Annotated in this window: 22 protein-coding genes; 14 read left to right on the plus strand and 8 right to left on the minus strand. The window is 68.4% G+C overall.

Annotation, left to right across the window (positions count from 1 at the left end):
• Positions 1–92 precede the first annotated feature (92 nt).
• Positions 93–833 carry a DsbA family protein gene (locus tag ACP15J_RS01220; RefSeq protein ID WP_424935838.1) on the plus strand — a complete coding sequence of 247 codons (741 nt, stop codon included), beginning with the start codon at positions 93–95 and terminating at the stop codon, positions 831–833.
• Positions 833–1708 (plus strand): cytochrome c biogenesis CcdA family protein, encoded by an 876-nt coding sequence (locus ACP15J_RS01225; RefSeq protein ID WP_424935837.1) that lies wholly within the window; start codon positions 833–835, stop codon positions 1706–1708. The genes ACP15J_RS01220 and ACP15J_RS01225 overlap by 1 nt, the downstream gene beginning before the upstream one ends.
• A gap of 70 nt (positions 1709–1778) precedes the next feature.
• Here ACP15J_RS01225 and glnA read toward each other — a convergent pair whose 3' ends face one another.
• Positions 1779–3203 carry a type I glutamate--ammonia ligase gene (gene glnA, locus ACP15J_RS01230; RefSeq protein ID WP_424935836.1) on the minus strand — a complete coding sequence of 475 codons (1425 nt, stop codon included), beginning with the start codon at positions 3201–3203 and terminating at the stop codon, positions 1779–1781.
• Positions 3204–3402: 199 nt separating this feature from the next.
• On the opposite strand from glnA, the gene ACP15J_RS01235 reads away from it, so the two are divergent.
• From ACP15J_RS01235 to ACP15J_RS01250, 4 genes are all read left to right on the plus strand, one after another.
• On the plus strand, positions 3403–4311 hold the full coding sequence (locus ACP15J_RS01235) for a MetQ/NlpA family ABC transporter substrate-binding protein (protein WP_424935835.1): 909 nt from the start codon (positions 3403–3405) through the stop codon (positions 4309–4311).
• A gap of 7 nt (positions 4312–4318) precedes the next feature.
• Positions 4319–5428: a methionine ABC transporter ATP-binding protein gene (locus ACP15J_RS01240; protein WP_424935834.1), complete on the plus strand. Its 1110-nt coding sequence runs from the start codon at positions 4319–4321 to the stop codon at positions 5426–5428.
• A 77-nt stretch (positions 5429–5505) separates the two neighbouring features.
• Positions 5506–6105: a methionine ABC transporter permease gene (locus tag ACP15J_RS01245; protein WP_424980864.1), complete on the plus strand. Its 600-nt coding sequence runs from the start codon at positions 5506–5508 to the stop codon at positions 6103–6105.
• A 60-nt stretch (positions 6106–6165) separates the two neighbouring features.
• On the plus strand, positions 6166–6597 hold the full coding sequence (locus tag ACP15J_RS01250; protein WP_424935832.1) for an RDD family protein: 432 nt from the start codon (positions 6166–6168) through the stop codon (positions 6595–6597).
• A gap of 22 nt (positions 6598–6619) precedes the next feature.
• Here ACP15J_RS01250 and ACP15J_RS01255 read toward each other — a convergent pair whose 3' ends face one another.
• Entirely contained in the window at positions 6620–7108 is a 489-nt protein-coding gene (locus ACP15J_RS01255; RefSeq protein WP_197220587.1) for an ATP-dependent zinc protease, read from the minus strand.
• A 17-nt stretch (positions 7109–7125) separates the two neighbouring features.
• Between ACP15J_RS01255 and ACP15J_RS01260 the strand changes: the two genes are divergently transcribed.
• Entirely contained in the window at positions 7126–8322 is a 1197-nt protein-coding gene (locus ACP15J_RS01260; protein WP_197220588.1) for a RimK family alpha-L-glutamate ligase, read from the plus strand.
• 61 nt (positions 8323–8383) lie between these two features.
• Here ACP15J_RS01260 and ACP15J_RS01265 read toward each other — a convergent pair whose 3' ends face one another.
• Positions 8384–9094, minus strand: a complete 711-nt coding sequence (locus tag ACP15J_RS01265) for a DUF4191 domain-containing protein (protein ID WP_424935831.1) — start codon at positions 9092–9094, stop codon at positions 8384–8386.
• Positions 9095–9236: 142 nt separating this feature from the next.
• Between ACP15J_RS01265 and ACP15J_RS01270 the strand changes: the two genes are divergently transcribed.
• Positions 9237–10772, plus strand: a complete 1536-nt coding sequence (locus tag ACP15J_RS01270) for a hypothetical protein (RefSeq protein WP_424935830.1) — start codon at positions 9237–9239, stop codon at positions 10770–10772.
• Here ACP15J_RS01270 and sucB read toward each other — a convergent pair.
• The 3 genes from sucB to ACP15J_RS01285 form a co-directional block, all read right to left on the minus strand.
• Positions 10757–12427 carry a 2-oxoglutarate dehydrogenase, E2 component, dihydrolipoamide succinyltransferase gene (sucB, locus tag ACP15J_RS01275; RefSeq protein ID WP_424935829.1) on the minus strand — a complete coding sequence of 557 codons (1671 nt, stop codon included), beginning with the start codon at positions 12425–12427 and terminating at the stop codon, positions 10757–10759. The two genes, ACP15J_RS01270 and sucB, sit on opposite strands and share 16 nt — an antisense overlap.
• A 75-nt stretch (positions 12428–12502) precedes the next feature.
• Positions 12503–13876, minus strand: a complete 1374-nt coding sequence (gene lpdA, locus ACP15J_RS01280) for a dihydrolipoyl dehydrogenase (RefSeq protein ID WP_424935828.1) — start codon at positions 13874–13876, stop codon at positions 12503–12505.
• Entirely contained in the window at positions 13873–15366 is a 1494-nt protein-coding gene (locus ACP15J_RS01285; RefSeq protein WP_424935827.1) for a leucyl aminopeptidase, read from the minus strand. Before ACP15J_RS01285 ends, lpdA begins: the two co-directional genes overlap by 4 nt.
• Positions 15367–15476: 110 nt before the next feature.
• On the opposite strand from ACP15J_RS01285, the gene ACP15J_RS01290 reads away from it, so the two are divergent.
• The 3 genes from ACP15J_RS01290 (at position 15477) to ACP15J_RS01300 (ending at position 18636) form a co-directional block, all read left to right on the plus strand.
• Entirely contained in the window at positions 15477–16424 is a 948-nt protein-coding gene (locus ACP15J_RS01290) for a proteasome assembly chaperone family protein (protein ID WP_424935826.1), read from the plus strand.
• Positions 16425–16627: 203 nt separating this feature from the next.
• Positions 16628–17932, plus strand: a complete 1305-nt coding sequence (locus ACP15J_RS01295) for an RNA polymerase sigma factor (protein ID WP_424935825.1) — start codon at positions 16628–16630, stop codon at positions 17930–17932.
• Positions 17929–18636, plus strand: coding sequence for a coenzyme F420-0:L-glutamate ligase (locus ACP15J_RS01300; RefSeq protein WP_424935824.1), 708 nt, complete (start codon positions 17929–17931; stop codon positions 18634–18636). The genes ACP15J_RS01295 and ACP15J_RS01300 overlap by 4 nt, the downstream gene beginning before the upstream one ends.
• 80 nt (positions 18637–18716) lie before the next feature.
• Here the strand turns inward: ACP15J_RS01300 and ACP15J_RS01305 are convergent, their stop codons facing one another.
• Complete coding sequence (locus ACP15J_RS01305) at positions 18717–19739, minus strand: sugar-transfer associated ATP-grasp domain-containing protein (RefSeq protein ID WP_424935823.1); 1023 nt, start codon at positions 19737–19739, stop codon at positions 18717–18719.
• 123 nt (positions 19740–19862) lie between these two features.
• On the opposite strand from ACP15J_RS01305, the gene ACP15J_RS01310 reads away from it, so the two are divergent.
• Together ACP15J_RS01310 and ACP15J_RS01315 are read left to right on the plus strand one after the other, a co-directional pair.
• Complete coding sequence (locus tag ACP15J_RS01310; protein WP_424935822.1) at positions 19863–20570, plus strand: alanine racemase; 708 nt, start codon at positions 19863–19865, stop codon at positions 20568–20570.
• Positions 20558–21607, plus strand: coding sequence for an alanine racemase (locus ACP15J_RS01315; protein ID WP_424935821.1), 1050 nt, complete (start codon positions 20558–20560; stop codon positions 21605–21607). The genes ACP15J_RS01310 and ACP15J_RS01315 overlap by 13 nt, the downstream gene beginning before the upstream one ends.
• 143 nt (positions 21608–21750) lie before the next feature.
• Here the strand turns inward: ACP15J_RS01315 and ACP15J_RS01320 are convergent, their stop codons facing one another.
• Positions 21751–21966 (minus strand): DUF7455 domain-containing protein, encoded by a 216-nt coding sequence (locus ACP15J_RS01320; RefSeq protein WP_424935820.1) that lies wholly within the window; start codon positions 21964–21966, stop codon positions 21751–21753.
• Positions 21967–22145: 179 nt separating this feature from the next.
• On the opposite strand from ACP15J_RS01320, the gene ACP15J_RS01325 reads away from it, so the two are divergent.
• Positions 22146–24224: a DNA gyrase/topoisomerase IV subunit B gene (locus ACP15J_RS01325; protein WP_424935819.1), complete on the plus strand. Its 2079-nt coding sequence runs from the start codon at positions 22146–22148 to the stop codon at positions 24222–24224.
• The last annotated feature ends 25 nt before the right edge of the window (positions 24225–24249 follow it).

The following is a 24249-nucleotide window of genomic DNA, read 5'->3' on the forward strand; positions in this document are numbered from 1 at the left end:
AACAGGCCGGAAGGCGTGTGGCGCCCCGAGTCGTCTCAGGATGGTGACATACGGTGGAAGCGCCTTTGCTCTCGCGACCCGATGGAAGACTGATGACTGATGTGCCCCGCCCCTCCCGTGACCGCCGACTCGTCTGGATCCTCTCCGGGGCGCTGACCCTCGTGGTCCTGCTCCTCATCGCGGCGCTCGTCCGTCCCGACGCATCGGGGTCTTCTGCGCAGCCGTCGTCGGCACCATCAGGGCAGGCTTCGGCGGAAGGGAGCGCGGGGGAGCGGCGACTGCCCGATCTGTCCCGGCGAGTCGCGAACGATCCGACCTCGAAGGGCGCGGTGGACGCGCCTGTCGTGCTGGTCGAGTTCGCCGACTACCGTTGTCCCTTCTGCGGGGTGTACGCGCGGGAGACTCTTCCGAAGCTGGTCGAGGAGTACGTGGACAAGGGACAGCTCCGCATCGAGTGGCGGGATACCCCGATCTTCGGCGAGCAGTCCGTGAACGCGGCCATCGCTGCCCGTGCGGCGGGCGCCCAGGGCAAGTTCTGGGAGTACAGTGCGGCCGTGTTCGCCTATCCGGGCAACGATCATCAGGAGCTTCCGCGCGAGCGGCTTGTGGAGCTTGCCAGTGAGGCCGGCGTCCCCGACCTCGCCACGTTCGAGGCCGCCCTCGCCGATCCGGAGCTGGCGAAGGCGGTGAACGCCGATCAGGCGGAGGCTCGTCGTCTGGGGGTCAGCAGCACGCCGACCTTCGCTGTCGGCGGCGTCCCGCTCATGGGCGCGCAACCGATCGAGGCCTTCCGCGCGGCGATCGACGCGGAGCTCGCCCGCGCCGGCCGCTGATGGATGTCGGGTACCTCGGAGCCTTTCTCGGGGGCGTGCTCTCGCTTCTGAGCCCCTGCTCGGTGATGCTCCTGCCGGCCTTCTTCGCCTACGCCTTCACCGAGAGCTCCCGGCTCCTCTCGCGAGTGGGCCTGTTCCTGCTCGGACTGCTGGTGACCTTGATCCCTCTCGGAGTGTTCTCGGGGGTCTTCGGTTCGCTCCTCGGCGAGCATCGTGGGCTCCTCATCACGGTCGTCGCGGTGCTCGTCATCCTGGTCGGCGCTCTCCAGCTCGTCGGCGTCCCTCTCCCCGGGCTCACCCGTCGGGAGAGCGCGGACGCCGACCGTACGTCAGCGGTCTCGGTGTTCCTCCTGGGCGCTGTGTACGCGGTCGCCGGCGTCTGCACCGGTCCGATCCTCGGCTCGGTGCTGCTGATCGCGTCGGTAGGAGGGTCGCCGATGTACGGAGCGGTGCTCTTGGCGATCTACGCCGCGGGCATGGTGCTGCCGCTGCTCGTGCTCACGCTCCTGTGGAGACGGTTCGGCGGCGGCGCGATGCGGTGGATGCGACCGCGTACGCTCCGCATCGGCCGTTGGCAGAACTCGTGGACCGTGGTCGTCACCGGCCTGCTCTCGATCGGACTCGGCGTCCTGTTGCTGCTCACGGACGGCACGGCGAACCTCGGCGGCCTCGTCAGCATCGGCACGCAGTACGCGCTCGAGTCCTCCGTCAGCGTGGCCGCATCGCGGATCTCCGACGCCTGGTTCGCACTCGGCGCCCTCGTACTCATCGGAGTCGTGGCGGTCATGCTGTTGCTTCTGCGCCGGAGGCGGACCGTCGACGCCGTGCGTGCGGAGGACCCCGCAGACGGCGTCGGAGCCGAGCCCGGTCGGTGACCGCGAGACGCGGAAGAGCCCGCCGCCGCGTGAGCGGGGCGGGCTCTTCCGGGACCGGGAGATCTACCGGTCAGACGCCGTAGTACAGCTCGAACTCGTACGGGTGCGGACGCTGCGCCATCGGCAGGATCTCGTTGTCGTACTTGTAGTCGATCCAGGTGTCGATGAGTTCCTTGGTGAACACCCCGCCCTCGAGGAGGAACTCGTGGTCGTCGCGGAGCGCCTCGAGCGAGTCCAGCAGCGAGTTCGGCACCTGCGGGATGTTCTTGCCCTCCTCGGGCGGGAGCTCGTAGAGATCTTTGTCGATCGGCTCCATCGGCTCGATGCGGTTGCGGATGCCGTCGAGGCCGGCCATGAGCTGTGCGGCGAAGGCGAGATACGGGTTGCCCGAGGCATCGGGGACGCGGAACTCGATCCGCTTGGCCTTCGGGTTCGCCCCGGTGATCGGAATGCGGACGGCCGCTGACCGGTTGCCCGCGGAATAGGCGAGGTTGACCGGCGCTTCGAAGTGCTTGACCAGGCGGTGGTAGCTGTTGAGCGTGGGATTGGTGAAGGCCAGCACCGCGTGCGCGTGCTTGAGGAGTCCGCCGATGTACCAGCGTGCGGTGTCGCTCAGCTGGGCGTAGCCGTTCTCGTCGAAGAAGAGCGGCTTGCCGTCCAGCCACAGCGACTGGTGGGTGTGCATGCCCGAGCCGTTGTCGCCGAAGAGCGGCTTCGGCATGAACGTGGCCGTCTTGCCCCATTCCTCGGCGGTGTTCTTGACGATGTACTTGAACTTCAGGATGTCGTCGGCCGCATGGACCATGGTGTCGAAACGGTAGTTGATCTCGGCTTGACCGGCGGTGCCGACCTCGTGGTGTGAGCGCTCCAGCTCAAGGCCGGCGTCGGCGAGCCGCAGGCAGATGTCGTCGCGGAGATCCGCCAGCTTGTCGACCGGGGAGACGGGGAAGTATCCGCCCTTGAACGGGGTCTTGTTGCCGAGGTTGCCGCCTTCCTCCTCTCGGCCGGAGTTCCAGGCCGCCTCCTCGGAGTCCACCGCGTAGAAGCTGCGTCCGGCGGTGACCTCATAACGCACGTCGTCGAACACGTAGAACTCTGCCTCAGGAGCGAAGTAGGCGGTGTCGGCGATCCCGGTCGAGGCGAGGTACTTCTCCGCCTTCTTCGCGACCTGGCGCGGGTCCTTCGCATAGATCTCGCCGGTCCGCGGGTTGTAGATGTCGAAGACCATGATCAATGTCTTCGCCTCGCGGAACGGGTCGAGGTAGGCGGTCGTGACGTCCGGGATCAGCTGCATGTCTGATTCGTGGATGTTCGCGAAGCCACGGATGGAAGACCCGTCGAAGAGCTGCCCGACCGTGAAGAACTCCTCGTCGACTGTGCCCGCCGGGATGTTGAAGTGCTGCTGCACCCCCGGCAGGTCGGTGAAGCGGATGTCGAGGAACTTGACGTCGTTGTCGCGGATGTACGCGATGACTTCGGCGGGATCGGTGAACATGCATCAACTCCTGAGGGAACGGGTGAGGCCGTGCGGCCTGCCATGAGGTTACGGACGCGCCGTTACCCCATGGTGTCCGCCGTGTTTCCGACATGTTACAAGGCCACACCATGAGCCCTGTGTTTCGGTCTGTGGCTGTGTGTGACGAGAGGTGACGACCGACTGACGGGGAAGGCGCGCGAGATGCTTCGATCCCCTCATGACCAGTTCCCCCCTGCTTCGCGTCCTGTCCGTCGCCGCTCTCGCCGCCGTCAGCGCCCTGGCCGTGGCCGGGTGCGCATCGAACGCCGGGGAGTCGGCCGAGTCATCGGCCGCGGGGAGCCGGGTCGTCCTCGGCGCTGACGACGGCAACGAGGCACACTGGGCGATCCTCAAGGACAAGCTCAAGGCCGAAGGGATCGAGCTCGAGGTGCGCACTCTCAGCGACGGCGTGCAGCTCAACCAGGGCGTGCAGGACGGCGTCCTCGACGTGAACCTCTTCCAGCATCTGATCTTCCTGTCTCAGTTCAACACCAACAACAACGGCACACTCGTCCCCGTGGGAGCGACGGCCGTGTACCCGCTCGCGCTCTACTCCGAGAAGTACAAGGCTCCCGCGGAGCTCCCGGAGGGCGCTGTCATCGCGGTGCCGAACAACCCCACCAACCTCGCGCGGGCTCTGCTGAACCTCCAGACCGCTGGTCTGCTCACCCTGAAGGATGGTGGCAACGCCCTCTCGACTCCTGACGAGGTCGTCAGCTCGCGAATCACGCTGAAGCCGGTCGACGCGAATCAGACGGTCGCCGCTCTGCGAGACGGCAGTGCGCAGGCCGCCGTGGTCAACAACACCCAGGCCCAGAAGGGTGGCCTCGGCGACGACCTCATCATCTTCAAGGAGGATCTGGAGGATCCGAAGCTCGCGCCGTACATCAACGTCTTCGTCGCGCGAGACGACAAGAAGGACGATCCGCGATGGGGGAAGCTCGTCGAGGCCTACCATTCGCCGGAGGTCGAGGCATCGGTCACGACCCTGAACCAGGGAAACCTCAAGTTCGAGGGCGAGTGGACCGCGGCGAGGCTGGGAGAGGAGCTGACGTCTCTTGAGACGCAGCTGAAGAAGAGCAGGTGAATCGCACATGAGCCGGGTCATCGAGTTCGAGCGCGTGACCAAGACGTTCCCCGCCCCGACGAGCGGCCGGGGGAACGGAGAGCTGCATGCGGTCGAGGAGGCGTCCCTCACCGTCGCCCGCGGCTCGATCGTCGGGGTGATCGGCTACTCGGGCGCGGGCAAGTCCACGCTGGTCCGTCTGATCAACGGTCTGGAGCGTCCGACCTCCGGGACCGTGCGCGTGCTCGGGACCGATGTCGGACGAGCCTCCGCGGCGGAGCTGCGGGCGCTTCGACGCCGTGTCGGGATGATCTTCCAGCAGTTCAACCTCTTCTCCGCCCGGAGCGTGCGCGGCAACATCGCCTATCCGCTCAAGGTGGCCGGATGGAGGCGCGAGGCCATCGACCGCCGTGTCGCGGAGCTCCTGGAGTTCGTCGGCCTCGCCGACAAGGCCGCGCAGCGCCCGCGGCGGCTGTCCGGCGGGCAGAAGCAGCGCGTCGGCATCGCGCGCGCCATTGCCGCGAGCCCTGAGCTGCTGCTCGCGGACGAGGCGACAAGCGCCCTCGACCCGCAGACCACAGCGGAGGTCCTCGCCCTTCTCCGTGAGGTCAACCGCACCCTCGGCATCACGATCGTCGTCATCACGCACCAGATCTCGATCGTGCATGAACTGTGCGATCAGGTCGTGGTGATGGAGGGCGGTCGCGTGGTCGACCACGGAGAGACCTACCGGGTCTTCGCCCGGCCGAGGTCTCTGCTGACGGCCCGGTTCGTCGCGTCCGTGACGCAGGGAGTCCCTGTCGGGGAGACGCTGCACGCCCTTCGAGCCGGGGGCGGCGTGCTCCTCAGCGTGGACGTGAACGAGTTCACGAGCGAGGACGTCGCTCGTGTGCTCGAACGCCACGGGCGGCGCGGGACCGTCGTCTACGGCGGTGTGACGGATGTGCGTGGACGCCAGCTGGGCACTCTGACATACCGGATCGACGCGGAACGTGAGACGGTGCGGCGGATCGCCGCAGAGCTGCGTACGCGAACGCGCGCTGTGCTGCCGGGCGAGTCCTCCGTCGGCGAAGGCTCAGGTGCCGTTTCCACCGCGGAGGCCGATCTCACCGCGCAGAGCGGACGGGGCGTCGGGTGATCGGGGCGCTTCTTCCGGCCGGCGAATGGAGCACGCTGACGCCCGTCCTCCTCCAAGCGGTGCAGGAGACGGTCTACATGGTCGTGGTGACCCTCCTGGTCGGCGGTCTCGCCGGGCTCCTCCTCGGCGCGATCCTCTATGCCACCCGGCCGGGGAATCTCTTCGCGAACCCGTTCGTCTTCCAGGTGCTGAACCTCGTGGTCAATCTCGTCCGACCGATCCCTTTCATCATCTTCCTCACCGCTGTGGCGCCGGTCACGAAGGGAATCGTCGGCTCGACTCTCGGCACCAACGCCGCGATCGTGCCCATGACGATCATGGCCACGGTCGTGATCGGGCGGGTCGTCGAGCAGAACCTCGTCGCCGTCGACCCGGGAATCGTCGAGGCGGCGTCCGCGATCGGTGCGCGCCGCCTGTCGGTGCTGTTCACGGTGGTGGTCCCCGAGGCGCTCGCCCCCTTGATCCTCGGCTACACCTTCATGTTCATCGCCGTGGTGGACATGTCGGCGATGGCGGGCTACATCGGCGGCGGAGGGCTGGGGAACTTCGCCATCCTCTACGGCTACCAGCAGTTCGATGCCCAGGCGACCTGGGTCACGGTCGCAATCATCGTGGTGATCGTGCAGGCCGGCCAGTTCCTCGGGAACCGGCTCGCCCAGCGGATCCTGTCTCGATGAGATCACGAAGAGGCGGAAGGCGGTTCCGGAAGGGCCAGTCCGGTCGCTTAGGCTGAAGGAATGCCCGAGCCCGCAGAGTCCTCTTTTCCCGGCGAGCGACTGGGTTTTCCTCAGACGGGCGCAGGGAGCGTCGGGCGGATCGGTCGTCGCATCGCCGCTCTTGTCATCGACTACGCCGCGGCGTCGGTCATCGCCGGCGGGTTCTTCGGGTTCCAGCAGTTCGCCTTGCCCAGTGAGGCGGGCCTGACGCAGTTCGCCCCCCTCCTGGTCTTCGCGATCATCCAGATCCTGTTCATCCCCACGATCGGGGGGAGCCCAGGGCACCGCCTCGTGGGGTTGCGGCTCGTGATGCTTGACGGGAGCTGGGTGGGTCTGTGGCGCCCGATCGTGCGGACGCTGCTGCTTGTCCTGGTCATCCCGGCGGTCGTGTGGGATCCCGATCAGCGGGGACTCCACGACAAGGCGGTCGGCACGGTTCTCGTCCGGGCCTGATCGGCGTTCGCTTCGGGGGTCCTCAGGCGGCCGTGCCGCGGTTCTGGCGGCGGAAGTGCTTGGGTGCCTTCCCCCCGAGGAAGGAGCGTGCAGGATCGACGAGGAATCCTTGGCGCAACGCCTCACGCCCGATGAGCATGCGGAAGCCCATCTCGCTGCGGTTGCTGAGGGTCACCTCGGCCGTCAGCCGGCGCCCGCCGAGCATCAGGTCGAGGAGCACGACGATCCGGCTCTGAGCATGGCCGGAGGAGCTGCGCACGTCCCGGCGATCGAAGATCGGAAGCTCCACCGGGACCAGCTCGTGTGCGCCCTGCCATGGACGGACGTCGAAGCGAACCCACGGATCGCCATCGCGTTCGAGCTCATGGATATGCTGCGCGTGCAGCGAGGAACTGCGAGCGCCGGTGTCGATCTTGGCCTTGATCCAGGGAATCCCGACATCCGGCAGACTGACCCACTCTCGCCACCCGATCGGGGTGCTTGAATGAGAGGACCGGTCCACATCGTCCATCCTGGCAGGAAAATCCCGTGAAGCTTGCCGTGCTCTCGCGCGCCCCCCAGTCCTACTCCACTCAGCGTCTTCGCGCCGCCGCCTTGCAGCGCGGGCACCGGGTGAAGGTGCTCAACACGCTCCGATTCGCGATCGACCTCACCTCCGATGAACCGGATCTCCACTATCGCGGCCGGCCGCTGAGCGACTACGACGCGATCCTTCCTCGGATCGGGAACTCGATCACCTACTTCGGCACCGCGGTGGTGCGGCAGTTCGAGCAGATGGACGTCTACACGCCCAACACGGCGAACGGGATCTCCAGTGCCAGGGACAAGCTCCGCGCCAACCAGATCCTCTCCCGACACAACATCGCGATGCCGGCGACCGCGTTTGTGCGCAATCGCGCGGACGTTCGCCCGGCCATCGAGCGTGTGGGGGGAGCGCCCGTCGTGATCAAGCTCCTGGAAGGGACCCAGGGCATCGGCGTCATCCTCGCGCCGCAGGTCAAGGTGGCCGAGGCCATCATCGAGACGTTGCACTCGACGAAGCAGAACGTCCTGATCCAGAAGTTCATCGCGGAGAGCCGCGGCCGTGACATCAGGGCGCTGGTCGTGGGCGATCGGGTCGTCGCCGCGATGCGGCGTGTGGCCCACGGCGACGAGTTCCGCTCCAATGTCCATCGCGGGGGAACGGTCGAAGCCGTCTCGCTCGACCCGGTGTACGAGCAGACCGCGGTGCGGGCGGCGCAGATCATGGGCCTGCGCGTCGCGGGCGTCGACATGCTGGAAGGGGACGACGGCCCGTTGGTGATGGAGGTCAACTCGTCGCCGGGGCTGCAGGGGATCGAGGCAGCGACGGGCCTTGACGTGGCCGGGGCGATCATCGACTACATCGCGGGTCAGGTCGCCTTCCCCGAGATCGACGTGCGACAGCGCCTCAGCGTCTCGACCGGGTACGGCGTGGCCGAGCTCGTGATGCATGCGGGCGCGGAACAGGTGGGCAAGCAGCTGGGCGAGCTCGGGCTCTGGGACCGCGACATCACCGTGCTGACCCTCCATCGCGGCGTCACGGTGATCCCCAACCCGCGCAAGCATGTCGTGCTGGAGGCCGAGGATCGTCTGCTCTGCTTCGGAAAGCTCGACGAGATGCGCTCCATGATCCCGGAACGACGGCGACGTCGAGCCAAGGTACGCCGTCTCCCGAAGGACCATCTGTCAGATATGTCGTCCTGAGCGACCTGAAAACGACGGAACGCCCGGCCGTGCGGTCCGGGCGTTCCGTCGTTCTCGAGAGTCAGCGGGGGCGCGGAGCGCGCGCCTTCAACGGGTCGATGCCCTTCGGGATCGGCAGCGAGGCCAAGGTCTGCGACACAGACTCCATCCGCTTGACGACCGCCGCCATCGTGGCCTTATCGATCGCCTTGGGAAGCTTCTTGACGGTCTTCGCGAGCTGGTCGAGAGGGATGTCCTCCTCGCCGTGACCGACGTAATAGACGTTCACGGGCACGCCGTGCGCCACACGCAGCGCCTTGGTCTTCTCGTCCTTGACGAGACGGGTCAGGCGCCCGCGGGCGCCTTCGCCCACGATCACGATGCCTCCGCGACCGACGGCCCGATACACCGCGTCCTGCGTCTTCGGGTTCACGCCCACGGGGGTGTCCGAGGCCTGCCAGCTCCGTCCGAGGCTGTTGCCGAGGACGTGGCCGACGGCACCGGGGCGTCCGTCGATCTTCTTGTACATCGCGTTCGTGGAGAGCCGTGTCATGGTGAACATCGCGCCGAGCAGGCCAGCCATGAGACCGGTGACGCCCCACAGGATGAGCGACCAGATCTGGAAGGGCGGGATGAGGTAGCCGACGATGAGGCCGACGAGCACGCCCGCGACGAGGATCGCGATCTGCAGCCAGGGCAGCCACGAGTACTCCTCGCGAGTGAACCGGTAGAGCGACCGGATCTGGGAGAAGAAGCCGGGCCGCTTCTCCGGCTCGGGACGACGATTCGACATGCCACCAGCCTACCGAGTCCGCGGGGGAAACGACGTCGTCTCGCGGTGGGCGAACGCCGATGGTCTCCTGCACCGCGATCGGTTGTCCACAGCTGCCGGAGCTCCGGGCTCCCGCGAGGAGCGGATGAGCTGAGATGACCGGATGACGACAGAAGCGGATGCGTTCCTCGGCGAGACGCATCAGACCATCCGGATCGTGCCCCCCGGTGAAGGGCCCTACCGAGGGCGGCTCGTCGCCGGCGACGATGAGCCCTGGGTGGCGGTGCGGACAGAGGATCTCGGAGCATGGGACGGATGGGCCAGGGAAGACGCCGCGCACCTCGCGGTTCCCGTAGAGCTGATCCGCACCGCGGAAGGGCACGAGGTGCTCCTGCCCTGGTGCACGGAACGGCTCGCCGACTTCCTCACCCGGCGGGAGGCCGCAGCGGCGGCACTCGCGCCAGGAGAGTGTACGACCCTGCTCGCGAGCCTGCTCCGCGGCGCCGTCGAAGCCGCGGACGCGGAGCCTCAGGGGGAGTGGTGGCTCACAGCATCGGCGCGACCGATGTTCGTCATCGGTGCAGGTGCGCCGCTGACAGCCGAGGCGATCGCGATCGTCCGACGGATAGCCGTGGCTTCCGCCGGTGACCGCGCGATCGAGAGGCTGTGCACGCGCGTCGCCGAGATCCTGGGTGAGCGTCGACGGATCCCGCATGAGGCGGCGGAGACCGAGGAGGCGCTGTGCGCATGGGCAGCGCCCAAACCGTTGCGGCGGATGCCGGTCGACGGAGAGGGGGAGGATCGAGAGGGTGAGGTTCGGGCGGGGACCGATCGGTCCCGCGTCTCACCGGCGGAGGCAGCACGGATCGTCCGTGTCCGAGACGGCGACGAGGCGGCGAGAGAGGGGCGTCGGCTCTCCTCGACACGAAGACGTACGGAGAAACGCTCGCGGGAAACGGGGCGACGTCTTCTCGACGCTCCGCTCATGCGGCTTCGCGCTGTCTGCGGGACGATCCGCGAGCCTCTCCACAAGGCGAGGGCGCGGTGGGACGGGCCTCGGGGGAACGGCGCTCGGGGAACGGCGGAGGGGATGACGCGTCGATGGCCGAAGCCGCTGCTCCTCGGGGCGGGCGTGGCGACGCTCTTGGCCGTCGGTGGGCTGCTGTGGCCGTCGGGGGACCCCTCGGGGAAGGCCGCGATCGTCCAGGAGGGCTCGACCGTTCTGCCGTCCGACACCGGAACGCCGAGGTCAGCCGCCGGCGCGACGTCGACGGCGGGCGGGGCCGGCGAGCCTCGGCCAGGGAAGACCCTCTCGAAACGGGCGGAAGAGGCTGGAGCTGGGCTGCCTTCCGAGGCGCCGAGTGTCGCGGTCGAGAGCGGCGCAGAGCCGCTTGCCGCCCTTCCCGTGCTGCTCCGCGGCGTGGTGCAGTGCGAGGCTGATCGAGGTGAAGCATGCGCACGGGCCTGGGCGGACGGAGAGCCTCCGAAGCAGGAGGCGGTCGGGCTCTCCCCGACGGACGCGTCTCATCTCATCGAGGACTTCGGCGACCTCGCGGCGATCCGGGTCGAGAGCCGGCCCACGGCCCGGATGGTCATCGTGGTGCGCACAGACGACGGATGGCGGATCCGCGACGTCTACGACGTGGCAGAACCGCCATCCGAAGAGGGTGCGCCTGACGGAGGTCAGATCCCGAGCTGACCGGCGAAGTCCGCGGACTCCAAGCGTTCCTTCACGGCACCGAGGAAACGGGCGGCATCGGCTCCGTCGATCGTCCGGTGGTCGTACGACAGCGCGAGGTAGACGTAGGAGCGGATCGAGATGGCCTGAGCACCGTCGACGGTCACGACCCCGGGGCGCTTGATCACGATCCCGGTGCCAAGGATCGCCGACTGCGGCAGGAATACCACCGGGGTATCGAACAGTGCGCCACGCGAGCCGGTGTTGGTGAGCGTGAAGGTGCCTCCGGCGAGCTCGTCCGGCTTCAGCTTGTTGTCCCGGGTCCTCGCCGCGAGGTCGGCGATCTCGTGGGCGATCTGTGCCAGGTTCTTCGACGCAGCGTCGCGGAGGACGGGCGTGAGGAGTCCGCGTTCGGTGTCGACCGCGATCGAGAGGTTCTCGGTTGCGGGGTAGACGATCTGGTCGCCGTCCACGGTCGAGTTGATGATCGGGTACGACTGCAGCGCTTCAGCGGCGGCCAGAGCGAAGAAGGGCAGGAAGGAGAGCTTGTCACCCGTCTTCTGCTGGAACTCGCCCTTGACCTGGTCGCGGTATTCGGCGAGACGCGTCACATCGACCTCGACCACGGTGGTCAGCTGCGCCGTCTGCTGCATCGAGGCCACCGCACGTTCGGCGAGGACCTTGCGCAGGCGGGACATGGGCTGGGTCGTGCCGCGCAGCGGGGAGATCTCGCGAGGGGCGGCGGGCGCGGCCGCGGCGATCGGCGTCGTTGCCACGGCAGGAGCGTTCTGCGCGGCGTTGAGGACGTCCTCCTTGCGGATGCGGCCGCCGACGCCGGTGCCCTTGACGGAGCCGAGGTCGACGCCCTGCTGGACGGCGAGACGACGCACGAGGGGGGTGACGTAGAGCTTCTCGCCGGAGTCGGCCGTGGCCTGAGCGGCGGCCCGCGTCGGTGCGGCGGGCGCGGCAGGAGCGGCGGGCACCGCCGGTGCGGCGGGCGCGGCAGGGGTCGCGGGGGCGGAAGCCTCAGCGGCCGGAGCCGGAGCCGGAGCAGGCGCGGCAGCGACCCCGCTCCCGACACGGGCAAGCACCGCGCCGACGGCCACCGTCTCGTCTTCGGCGACCAGGATCTCCTGGACGATCCCGGCGACGGGTGACGGGATCTCCGTGTCGACCTTGTCTGTAGAGATCTCCAGCAGGGCCTCATCGACGGCGATCTCGTCGCCGACCTGCTTCAGCCAGCGGGTGACGGTACCCTCCGTGACGCTCTCGCCGAGCTCGGGCAGGCGCACGTCGGTCGCGTCGCCGGCGGGAGCGGCCTGAGCCGGGACCTCCGGCTCGGCCGCAGCCGGAGGCTCGGCGGCCGGCGCAGCTGCGGGGGCGGCCTCGGCCGCCGGGGCCGTCGAGGCGGGGGCGTCGTCCGAGGACGGAGCGGCGGAGCCGTCCCCGATGCGGGCAAGGATCGCCCCGACCTCGACCGTCTCGTCCTCGGAGACGAGGATCTCCTCGAGCACGCCGGTGACCGGCGACGGGATCTCGGTGTCGACCTTGTCGGTCGAGATCTCGAGCAGGCCCTCGTCTGCCTGCACGGTCTCACCGACCTGCTTGAGCCAACGGGTGACCGTACCCTCGGTGACGCTCTCTCCGAGAGCGGGGAGGACCACGGATGTGCTCATGACGGAGTCTCCTTCAGGAAGTTCGTGACGTTCTCAAGCTTAGTGATGTCGGGGCGACTTGGTGCGTTCCGACGGTCAGAGGGCATGAAGCGGCTTGCCGGCGAGAGCGAGGAAGGCCTCGCCGAGCGCCTCGCTCTGCGTCGGGTGCGCGTGGACGAGGGGTGCGATCTCCTCGGGGTACGCCTCCCAGCTCACCGCCAGCTGCCCCTCGGTGATGAGCTCGCCGACACGGTCTCCGAGCAGATGCACACCGAGGACCGGGCCGTCTTTGAGGCGAACGACCTTGACGAGGCCGCCGGTGCCGATGATCTCGCTCTTGCCGTTCCCCGCGAGGTTGTACTCGTACGACGAGACGGCGTCCGGGCCGTGCTGCTCGATCGCGGCGGCCTCGGTGACGCCGACCGAGGCGAGCTCGGGGCTGCAGTAGGTGACGCGAGGGATCTGCGTCTCCGGGACCGGCGCGGGGGAGAGGCCCGCGATCCGCTCGGCGACCGCGATGCCCTGGAGGAATCCGCGGTGGGCGAGCTGGAGCCCCGGCACGATGTCGCCGACGGCCCATACATTCGAGACGCTGGTGCGCAGCTCCGCGTCGGCGAGGACGAAGCCGCGTTCCATCGCGACGCCCGCCTCGGCGAAGCCGAGACCGTCCGTGGCCGGTCCTCGACCGACGGCGACCAGCAGATAGTCGGCCTCGTACGCGGTGCCGTTCTCGAGCGTGACCGTCACGGCCTCGGGGGTCTGCGTCGCGCTCTGGAACCGCACGCCCAGAGAGGAGGTGATCCCGCGGCGACGGAAGGCGCGCTCGAGCCCCTTGCTGAGTGCCTCGTCCTCGTTCGGAGCCAGATGCGGCAGCGCCTCGACGATGGTGACCTCGGCGCCGAAGGAACGCCAGACGCTCGCGAACTCCACGCCGATCACGCCGCCACCGAGGATGACGACACGCTGCGGGACCTCTTCCAGCGCGAGCGCCTGCTCGCTCGTGAGGATCCGGCCGCCGATCTCAAGGCCAGGCAGCGACCGACTGTAGGAGCCGGTCGCGAGGATGACATCGGAGCCGGCGTACACGTCATCGCCCACATGGACGGAGCGGTCGGCCGCGAGCCTGCCCTCGCCGGCGACGACCGTGATGCCGCGGGCCTTGATAAGACCCTCCAAGCCTTTGTGCTTCTTCGCGACGATGCCCTCGCGATAGGCGCGAACCCCGGCGGGGTCGATGCCCTCGAGGGCGGCCGTGACGCCGTACTTCGCCGCGTCGCGGACGCTCTCGGCGATCTCTGCCGAGTGCAGCAGCGCCTTGGTCGGGATGCAGCCACGGTGCAGGCAGGTGCCGCCGACCTTGTCCTTCTCGATGAGCGCCACGGTCTTGCCGAGCTCGGCGGCGCGGATCGCGGCGGCGTAGCCGCCGCTGCCGCCGCCGAGGATCACGATGTCGAAAGTGTGCGTGGTCATGCCTCGTCTCCGTTCACTCGGCCCGCCGCACGCTTCTCGACGTAGGCGATCAGCGTGCGGACCATGGCGCCGGTCGCGCCCTTGTCGGTGTAGCCATAGGGGGCTCCCTTGTGCTCCGAGGAGCCGGCGATGTCCAGATGCGCCCACGGGATGCGCTCCGCGCCGTCCTCGTCGGAGACCTTGCCGACGAAGCGGCGGAGGAAGAGGCCTGCGAAGAGGGAGCCGCCGGCGGGGTCGCCGATCTTGGCGTTGACCATGTCCGCGATCGGCGACTTCAGGTCTTCCTCCATGTGTGCGGGCAGCGGCATGCGCCATGCGTCCTCGCCGGTGGTCTCAGCGGCCGAGAGAATGCCTTCCACGGGCTCGTCGTCGCTGAACACGCCGGTATGACGCATCCCGAGCGAGACGATGATGGCGCCGGTGAGGGTCGCGACGTCGATCACGACATCCGGCCTCTCTCTGCTGGCGGCGACGAGGCCGTCACCGAGCACGAGGCGCCCCTCGGCGTCGGTGTTGAGGACCTCGACGCTCTGGCCGTCGGCGAGGCGGAGCACGTCCCCAGGGCGGATGGCTTTCCCCGACGGCATGTTCTCGGCGATGCAGAGCCATGAGGTGACGCGGACGGGCAGACCGAGGGTCGCGACGGCACGGACGACCGCGAGGACGCTCGCTGCGCCCGCCATGTCGAACTTCATGCCGACCATGCTGGCCGGCGGCTTCAGGGAGAGTCCGCCGGTGTCGAAGGTGATCCCCTTGCCGACGAGCGCAATGTGGCTCGTCGCCCCCGAGGGGGCATAGTCGACGCGCACGAGGCGAGGGGGACGGTCAGAGCCCTGGCCGACACCGAGGATGCCGCCGAAGCCCTGCTCTGCCAGGGCCGTCTCGTCGAGGACCTCGACCGTGACATCGCCCAGTCCTGCGACGGCTTCGACCGCGCGTCCGGCGAGGTCGGCGGGTCCGAGCCACTCGGCCGGCGTGGTGACGAGATCCTTGGTCATCGCGACCGCGTCGGCGATGACCGTCGCGCGGACGACGTCCTCCGCGGGGAGGTCGGCATGCAGGACGACGGTGCGTGCTCGACCTGGCTCCTCTGCGGAGCGGTAATCGTCGAAGCGGTAGGCCCCGAGCATCGCGCCCTCCGCCGCCGCCACGGCGAAGTCCCCCAGGGCGTCGGCGACCAGGACGGACACCCTCTCGAAGCCGGTGAGCGCGCGGAGCGCGGTGCCCGCCGCCTCCCGGACGCGTCGGGCGTCCGGATCAGGTCCCGCGCTCACGACCGCGAGCGGCAGGGGAGTGATCTCTGGCGCATAGACGCGGGAGAAGGCGTTCGGCGAGCCCGTGAAGCCGGTGGCTCGAAGCGGTTCGCCGAGCGTGGCGAAGGGGGAGAGAGAAGCGGCGTCCTCGGAGATGCCGGGTACGACGAGCACGACCGCGTCCGCGTTCGCATCCGCCGGAGCACCTTGTGAGAGCTCGAGCGCAGGGAAGGTCATGGGTCCATCCTAGGAGCGGAAGCTCCGGCCGCCGGCCTGCGGGCGGCGCCGCGTGTTCGCTCTCAGCGGTCACCGGACCTCGGGCCGCGGTCGGCTCGTAGCATGGAGGCATGCCCTTCTCCGGAGAACTCTTCGACCGCGTCGCCGGGGCCCCCGCGATTCCCGACGGTCTCCCGCTCGTCGTGCTCCTCACCGGCTTCACGGACGCGGGCTCGGCCGTGTCCGGGCTCATCGACCACCTCCAGGAGACGGCGCACCCGCAGGCGCTGCGGGTCTTCGACAATGATCTGCTTCTGGATTACCGTGCACGGCGCCCGATCGTCACCTTCGACCAGGATCACCTGACCGAGTACCGTCCCGCGCGGCTCGAGCTCTCTCTGGCGACGGACGCCCTCGGCCAGCCCTTCCTCCTTCTCTCCGGGTACGAGCCCGACTTCGCGTGGGAGGCCTTCTCCGAGGCCGTCCTGGGCATCTTCGACGAGCTCGCCGCGTCCTCGGTCACCTGGGTGCACGCGATCGCGATGCCCGTCCCGCACACGCGACCCTTCGGCACGACCGTCAGCGGCACGCGTGCGGACCTCACCGCCGCGCTTTCGGTCTGGCGTCCCCGAACCCAGGTGCCGGCGACGGCGGGACACCTGCTGGAGTTCCGGTTCGCAGAGCGCGGCGACAGGGTCGCCGGCTTCGTCCTCCTTATCCCGCACTACCTCGCCGACACCGAGCACCCCGGCGCGGCGATGGCGGCGGCCGACCGCGTGATGTCCGCCACCGGCCTGGTCCTTGCGACGGACGGACTCCGGGAACGGCAGACGGAGTATCTCGCCAGAGTGGAGGAGCAGGTCGAGGGCAACGACGAGCTCCGTCAGATGGTCGCGACGTTGGAGCAGCGACACGATGCGTACATGGCCGGTCTCACGACCGAGATGGGCGGGACCGAGAACGCGGCTCTCGCCTTCGACGAGGGCTCCCTCCCCAGCGCCGACGAGCTCGCTGCGGAGCTGGAGAGGTTCCTCGCCTCACGGCCCACCGGCGACGAGGACAAGAACGGACGCTCCTGACCGTCGAACGTGGTGTGAGGACTTTACGGACGGATCAGGGGCCGATCCGTCGAACACGGCTCCGAAAGCGCGCAAGTGTGCGATACTGAAGAACCGACCCGTTGTCAACCGGTCGTCGCGCGGCGACGAGAGGACTTGACAAGGGTCTTACTAGTGTCCGAATCGGCCCGGGGAGCCCGCGCAGCCCCCGTGAAAGGCAAGACGTGACGACTGCCACGAAGAAGAACTCCCGGACGAAGAAGACGACGGACGCGGCGGACGAGACCGCCGAGGAGCCGACGGCCGCGCCGCCGGCGACCAAGCCCGCCGGCAAGAGCACCAAGGCGGGGGCGAAGGCGAAGACCTCGTCCCGTGCGAAGAAGTCCGATGACGACGAGCCGAACGAGCCCGTCGACGAGGAGCCGATCGAGGACGACGGCACCGACGAGCCGGACGAGGATTCCAAGGACGAGACCGCGGAGAGCGACGCCGCCGACGGCGAAGAAGACGAGGCCAAGAAGCCAGAGTTCGTCGAGCCGCTTCCCACTGGTGCGATCGTCCTGAAGGAGAACGACGAGGACGACGCTCCCGTCTACTCCACTCAGATCACGGGCGCCACGGCCGACCCGGTGAAGGACTATCTGAAGCAGATCGGAAAGGTCGCGCTCCTGAATGCGGCCGAAGAGGTCGAGCTCGCGATGCGGATCGAGGCCGGGCTCTTCGCCGAGGAGAAGCTCTCCACCATGTCTGCGGCGGAGAAGACCAGTCAGCTGGGCCTAGACCTGCAATGGGTCGCCCGTGACGGTCAGCGGGCGAAGAGCCATCTGCTCGGCGCGAACCTGCGCCTCGTCGTCTCCCTGGCCAAGCGCTACACCGGCCGCGGCATGCAGTTCCTCGACCTCATCCAGGAGGGGAATCTCGGTCTCATCCGAGCGGTGGAGAAGTTCGACTACACCAAGGGCTTTAAGTTCTCCACCTACGCGACCTGGTGGATCCGGCAGGCGATCACCCGTGCGATGGCGGATCAGGCCAGGACGATCCGCATCCCGGTGCACATGGTCGAGGTCATCAACAAGCTCGCGCGTGTGCAGCGGCAGATGCTGCAGGACCTCGGACGTGAGCCCACTCCGGAAGAGCTCTCGAAGGAGCTCGACATGACTCCGGAGAAGGTCGTCGAGGTGCAGAAGTACGGCCGTGAGCCCATCTCGCTGCACACCCCGCTCGGCGAGGACGGGGACAGCGAGTTCGGCGACCTCATCGAGGACACCGAGGCCGTGGTGCCCGCCGACGCGGTGGGGTTCACGATGCTCCAGCGTCAGCTCGAGCAGCTGCTCGACTCGCTGTCGGAGCGTGAGGCGGGAGTGATCCGTATGCGCTTCGGCCTCGGGGACGGGCAGCCGAAGACGCTCGACCAGATCGGCGACACGTTCGGGGTGACTCGCGAGCGCATCCGTCAGATCGAGTCGAAGACGATGGCCAAGCTCCGTCATCCGAGCCGTTCGCAGTCCTTGCGGGACTACCTCGAGTGAGCGCCGCGGAACAGCCGAACGACGGCAAGCAGCTCGAGATCGCAGTGGAGGGGGAGCGTTTCGCACGCATCCCCATCCGCACACGGGTGGTCATGCCGGGCGACGACCTCGACGCGATCGTCTCCGAGTACGCGGTCGGTGTCGTACGCCCCGGCGACGTCCTCTTCGTGACGGAGAAGATCGTCGCGATCACGCAGGGGCGATCGTTCCTGCTGGACGAGATCACTCCACGCCGACTGGCTCGGTTCCTGTCGCGGTACGTCACCCGGACGCCGCACGGCATCGGCCTCGGCATGCCGGAGACGATGGAGATGGCTCTCCGGGAGTGTGGGGCGCCCCGTATCCTCTTCGCCGCCGCCGTCTCGGCGGTGACGAAGGCGTTCGGCCGGCGGGGCGACTTCTACCGGATCGCCGGGGACAGAGCGCGCGCGATCGACGGCCCGACAGAGGGCACGATGCCGCCGTATGATCGCGCGGTGGTCCTCGGTCCAGAGCGGCCGCGCGAGGTCGCCGCCCATCTCAAGGCGATGCTCGACGTCGGCTGCGAGGTCGCGATCGTGGACATCAACGATCTCGGGGGCAACATCCTCGGCTCGACCCTGGACCGCGCCGCCGAACGACGTCTGGTCGCGATCCTCAAGGACAACCCGCTGGGGCAGGGGACGGAGTCCACGCCGCTCGGCGTGATCCGCGTCGCCGTCTGACGTCGCGGCCGCAGAGCACGACGAAAGAGGCTGTCCCGGGAGGGACAGCCTCTTTCGTCGTCTCCGCTTCGGAGACCGTGTCAGAACCTGATGGCGGCGCGGTATCGCGGCTTGTGCCCGGTGCGGATGCCGGTGACGCTGGGCTTGTTCTCGTACACCCCGGCGCCCCAGTTGCCCTCGACGAGGACAGGACCGTCGGGGCCGACGACGATGTCCCATCCGACGTACTGCACCTGCGGCACCACGCGGGCAACCTGGTCGACGAACGCCTTGACCTCGTCGATCAGGGGGAGCTGGAAGTCCGCGATCCGGAAGCCGGAGTCAGGGTGGGTCTCGTGCACATGGCCGTGCGAGTCGTACCCGGCGCCGACGGAATGGCCGTCGTCGTCGAGCATCGTGTAGAAGCCGCCGAACGACATCTGGTCGCTCACCTCGCCGCGTCCGAACTTCTGCGCGATGGCGAGGATATGGGTCTTCTCGCCATCGAAGAAGGCGGTGACGCGCGTCGTGTTGACCGTTCCGGGGCAGACCGCTGCGAGATCTGGATGCTGAACGATGACCTCCTCGACGAGGAGCCGACCACGCTCGAGGAGGTCGCGGTGGAACTCCTCCCAGTCGGAGACGTCCGCAGCGTGGTAGCGGAAGACGCCGGAGCCGGCTTGCCCCATCGGCGTCTTCACGATCACGGTTCCCTGACGTTCGACGAAGGCGCGCAGCTCGTCGACGTTGCCGGGCTCGACGACCATCCATTCGCGACGCAGGAACTCGCTGAAGGCCCGGTCGAACTCGATCTTGTCGTGGAACAGGTGCCGGTAGTCCGGGTGCGCGTAGCGCTCGGAGATCTGGTTCGACACCGGATGCGTCATGTACGTGGCGCGTTCGGAGCGACGGAGGATCGCGAAGTCGTAGTCGATGTAGTCCTGGAAGCCCACGTTGTGGAAGGCGGCCGACCAGAGCATGTCCACGACGATCGCCGGCGTGGCCTTGCCGTGTTGGGCGGAGGCCTCCTTGGCACGCTCGAAGACCGAGCTGACGTTGATCCGTCGTGCGCGCTCGGCGAGATAGCGGAGGCGAGAGGTGAGGCCGAGGCCGTTCGAAGGCATGCGTTCTCCGGGATGAGGGCAAAGGGACCCTCCATTCTAGGTCGAGCGTCTTCGTCCTCCGCCGAACGGCGAGTGACGGGACGACCCGGAAGGCGGGCTGCGCCGGAACGATAGGCTGGAGGGGTGAGCGAGCTTTCCCGAAGTGCGACGCTGCGCGCGCTGATCTCGCGTTCCGCTCTCGCCCTCGGCGCGGCGCGGGCGGTCGCGGAGGGCGGGCGAGGGATCGCGGATCTGCGACGTGACGCCTGGGGACACGGCCTTCTCGGGGTCGCCCAGGCGGCGGCCGCGGCTGGGGCGGCGGCCGTCCGGGTGGACGGGCGGGCCGAGGCGGAGACGCTGGCGCTGGAGGGCATCGTCGCCACGGTCGACGAGGAGCCCGATCTCGACCCCCTGCTCCTCTACGGGCTTCCCGACGCATCGGGCGCCCTCCGGGGGGACCCGGTGATGCGCGCGGTCGGTCGGGTGCTGTCGACGAAGGAGATCGCTGCCGGCGGCGGCGTCTCGTATGGCTACACCTATCGCGCCGCCACGGACTCCCGGCTGGCGCTGGTCACCGGCGGCTACGCGCAGGGCCTGGTCAGGGCGCTCGGCAACCGGGCCGAGGTCGAGATCCGCGGGCGCCGGCATCCGATCGTCGGACGCATCGCGATGGACGTCTGCGTGGCCGAGATCGGGGACGCAGAGATCACTCTCGGCGACGAAGCGGTCTATTTCGGCGGACACGGCCCCGCCGCTCCCGCCCTGGCGGCCTGGGCGGGAATCACCGGTATGTCGATCGCGGAGTTGGTGGCGGTCATCGGACAGAAGGCGGAGCGTTCGTGGGAGTCCTGATTCGACCAGAGCTGAGGATCGACGAGGCGCGGTTCCGCGCGAACATCGACGCGGTGCGCTCACGTGTCGCCCCGTCCTCGCTGATGCTCGTCGTCAAGGATGACGCATACGGTCATGGCGTGCGGTGGGCGGCCGAGACGGCGACGGGCTCCGGGGTCGAATGGATCGGAGCGTACGACGTGCCGACCGCGCTGACGTTGCGGGAGACGGTGCCGCCGGAGACCCGGTTGTTCGCCTGGGTGACCTCCGCCGACGACGAGATCGCCGGCGCGGTGCTCGCCGGCGTCGACCTCGGCGTCGGCTCGCCGGATTACCTGCGGCGAGTCATCGCCCAGACCGAACGTCTCGGCGCGAGATCCCGGATCCACCTCAAGATCGACACGGGTCTTCACCGTAACGGCTTCTCCCGCGAGGAGTGGACGGACGGGGTCGAGACCGCGCTTCGCGCGCAGCAGGCCGGAACGGTGGATCTCGTCGGGGTGTGGAGCCATCTGGCCGAGGCCAGCGACGCGGAGGATGACGAGGCGAACGCCCGGTTCCTCAGCGCGGTCTCCGTGGCCCGCGGACTCGGGGCCGGTTCGCTTCGGACGCACCTGACGGCGTCGGCCGCCAGCTGGTCGCGGTCGGAGCTGCGTGGCGACCTCGTGCGCATCGGGGCGTTCTGCTACGGGATCCGTTCCGCCGACGGCCCCGACTTTCCGGGAGTGGCCCCGATCGCCTCGCTCGTGGCCTCGGTCGTCCGGCTGGAGGAGGCGGAGGCGGTCGTCGCGATCGGGGCGTTGGACGGCCTTCCCAGCACTCTCTCCGGCAGGGTGGTCGTGGGCACGCCCGGAGGCGTGCGTCTCCTCCGCACGGTGGGCCTCGACCACGTCCGCGTCGAGGCCTGGCCGGATGCGAGGATCGGCGACGAGGTCGTGCTCTTCGGCCCTGGTGCCCGAGGCGAGGTCTCTGCGACGACGCTCGCAGAGGCCGTCGACACGGTCGGCGAGGAGATCCTCACCCGGCTGGGGCCGCGTGTTCGCCGCCGGCACGTCTGAGCGTCGGCACGGCGACCTCCGTCATCGGCCGGTAGCCGATGCGCGTGCCCCTCGACGCGGAAGACCCGCCGATGGGGAGAAAGCGGAACGCCCGGGGCGCCGAAGCGGACCGGGCGTTCGAAAGTCGGCGTGTGGCCTCCTGATCAGGACTCAAGCAGACGAGCGGTCTCGTCGTGCCAGCTCGTCGCGATGGCACGGAGCTTCTCCTCGTACTTGCGGCCGTGGTGGGCGCAGAACAGGAGCTCGCTGCCGTTGACCTCGGCGGCGATGTAGGCCTGCGCGCCGCAGGAGTCGCAGCGGTCCATGGCCGTGAGGCGGTAGTCGACGATCGGCGCTTCACGTTCGGTAGTGGCGTTCATTTCGATGCCTCCTCGTTGTCGGGTACGCGATGGAGCGTGCTCAATACAACCACGCCCGGCTGGGAGTCATGCCCGTGCTGCGGCGTGTTTCGCTCTGCGCGTACGCGAGCCTCGGCTGTTCGGCGACCGGGGGAGTGTCCTCCGTGGCCTTCCGACGCCCGCCGATAGGATAGGAGACTGTGACAGCCGAATACTCCGCGCATCATCTTCAGGTCTTGGAGGGCTTGGAAGCGGTGCGTAAGCGCCCGGGCATGTACATCGGCTCGAACGGCTCGCCTGGCCTCATGCACTGCCTGTGGGAGATCATCGACAACTCCGTGGACGAGGCGGTCGCGGGCAACGGCACGCGCATTGATGTGGTGCTCCACGGGGACGGCAGCGTCGAGGTGCGTGACCGAGGCCGCGGCGTCCCCGTGGACGTCGAGCCGCGGACGGGGCTGACTGGCGTCGAGGTCGTGTACACCAAGCTGCACGCTGGCGGGAAGTTCGGCGGAGGGTCCTATGCGGCCTCCGGCGGGCTGCACGGTGTGGGCGCCTCCGTCGTGAACGCGCTCTCGGAGCGGCTGGACGTCGAGGTCGATCGCGGCGGCAAGACGTATGCGATGTCCTTCCACCGCGGCGAGCCGGGTGTCTTCGCCGACAAGGGGGGTCCTCGACCGGACGCGTCGTTCACACCGTTCGAGGAGAAGAGCGAGCTGCGTGTGGTGGGCAAGGCCGCACGGGGCGTGACGGGCACGAGGGTCCGCTATTGGGCGGATCGGCAGATCTTCACGAAGGACGCCGAGTTCCAGCTGGCGGACCTGGAGAACCGTGCGCGTCAGACGGCCTTCCTCGTCCCCGGGCTCGAGATCGTCGTCCGAGACGAGCGCACCGACGACGCCAAGGAGACCTCCTACCACTATGAGGGCGGGATCAGCGAGTTCGTGGAGTATCTCGCCACCGACGCCCCGGTCACCGACACCTGGCGGCTGCAGGGGAGCGGCGTGTTCACCGAGACCGTCCCCGTCCTGCAGCCCGATGGTTCGATGCGCGCGACCGAGGTCGAGCGTGAGTGCACTGTGGACATCGCCCTGCGCTGGGGAACCGGCTACGACACGACCGTCCGGTCGTTCGTCAACATCATCGCGACGCCCAAAGGCGGGACGCATCAGCAGGGGTTCGAGCAGGAGCTGCTGAAGGTCCTTCGCAGCCAGGTCGATCAGAACGCCCGCCGGCTGAAGGTCGGCAACGACAAGCTGGAGAAGGACGACGTTCTCGCCGGCCTCTCCGCGGTGCTCACGGTCACCGTGCCGGAGCCGCAGTTCGAGGGACAGACGAAGGAGGTCCTGGGGACGCCCGCCGTGCGCACCATCGTCGCCCAGGTCGTCCGCAAGGAGCTCGGCCTGCGGTTCTCCTCCACCAAGCGGGACGACAAGAACCAGGCCTCGATGCTGCTGGACAAGATCGTCGCGGAGATGAAGGCTCGCGTGTCGGCCCGCGCGCACAAGGAGACGCAGCGGCGCAAGAACGCCCTGGAGTCCTCGTCCCTGCCCGCGAAGCTCGTGGACTGTCGGACCAGCGACGTGTCACAGTCCGAGCTCTTCATCGTCGAGGGTGATTCGGCGCTCGGCACGGCCAAGAACGCGCGAAACAGCGAGTATCAGGCGCTGCTGCCGATCCGGGGCAAGATCCTCAACGTGCAGAAGGCCTCGATCAGCGACATGCTTTCGAACACCGAATGCGCGTCGATCATCCAGGTCGTCGGGGCGGGGTCCGGTCGTTCCTTCGACCTGTCCACGGCGCGGTACGGGAAGATCATCCTCATGAGCGATGCGGACGTCGACGGCGCCCACATCCGGACGCTCCTGCTGACCTTGTTCTTCCGATACATGCGACCGTTGATCGAGGACGGACGCGTCTTCGCCGCGGTCCCGCCGCTGCATCGGGTCATCGTGATGAATCCGGGCTCCAAGCCGAACGAGACGATCTACACTTACACCGAACAGGAGCTGCACAGCCTGCTGGCGAAGCTCCGTAAGCAGAACAAGCGATGGCACGAGCCGATCCAGCGTTACAAGGGTCTCGGCGAGATGGACGCCGAGCAGCTCGCGACGACCACCATGGACCGCTCCGGCCGGCTGCTCCGCCGCGTCCGGATGGAGGACGCCGAGGCTGCGGGTCGCGTGTTCGAGCTGCTCATGGGCAACGAGGTCGCGCCGCGTCGTGAGTTCATCATCGATTCGTCCGACCGCCTGACCCGAGAGTCAATCGACGCCTGACGCCCGCATCGGGCAGGGCCTGCGG

The sequence above is a fragment of the Microbacterium sp. S308A+ genome (assembly GCF_049800815.1).
Lineage (GTDB): Bacteria > Actinomycetota > Actinomycetes > Actinomycetales > Microbacteriaceae > Microbacterium.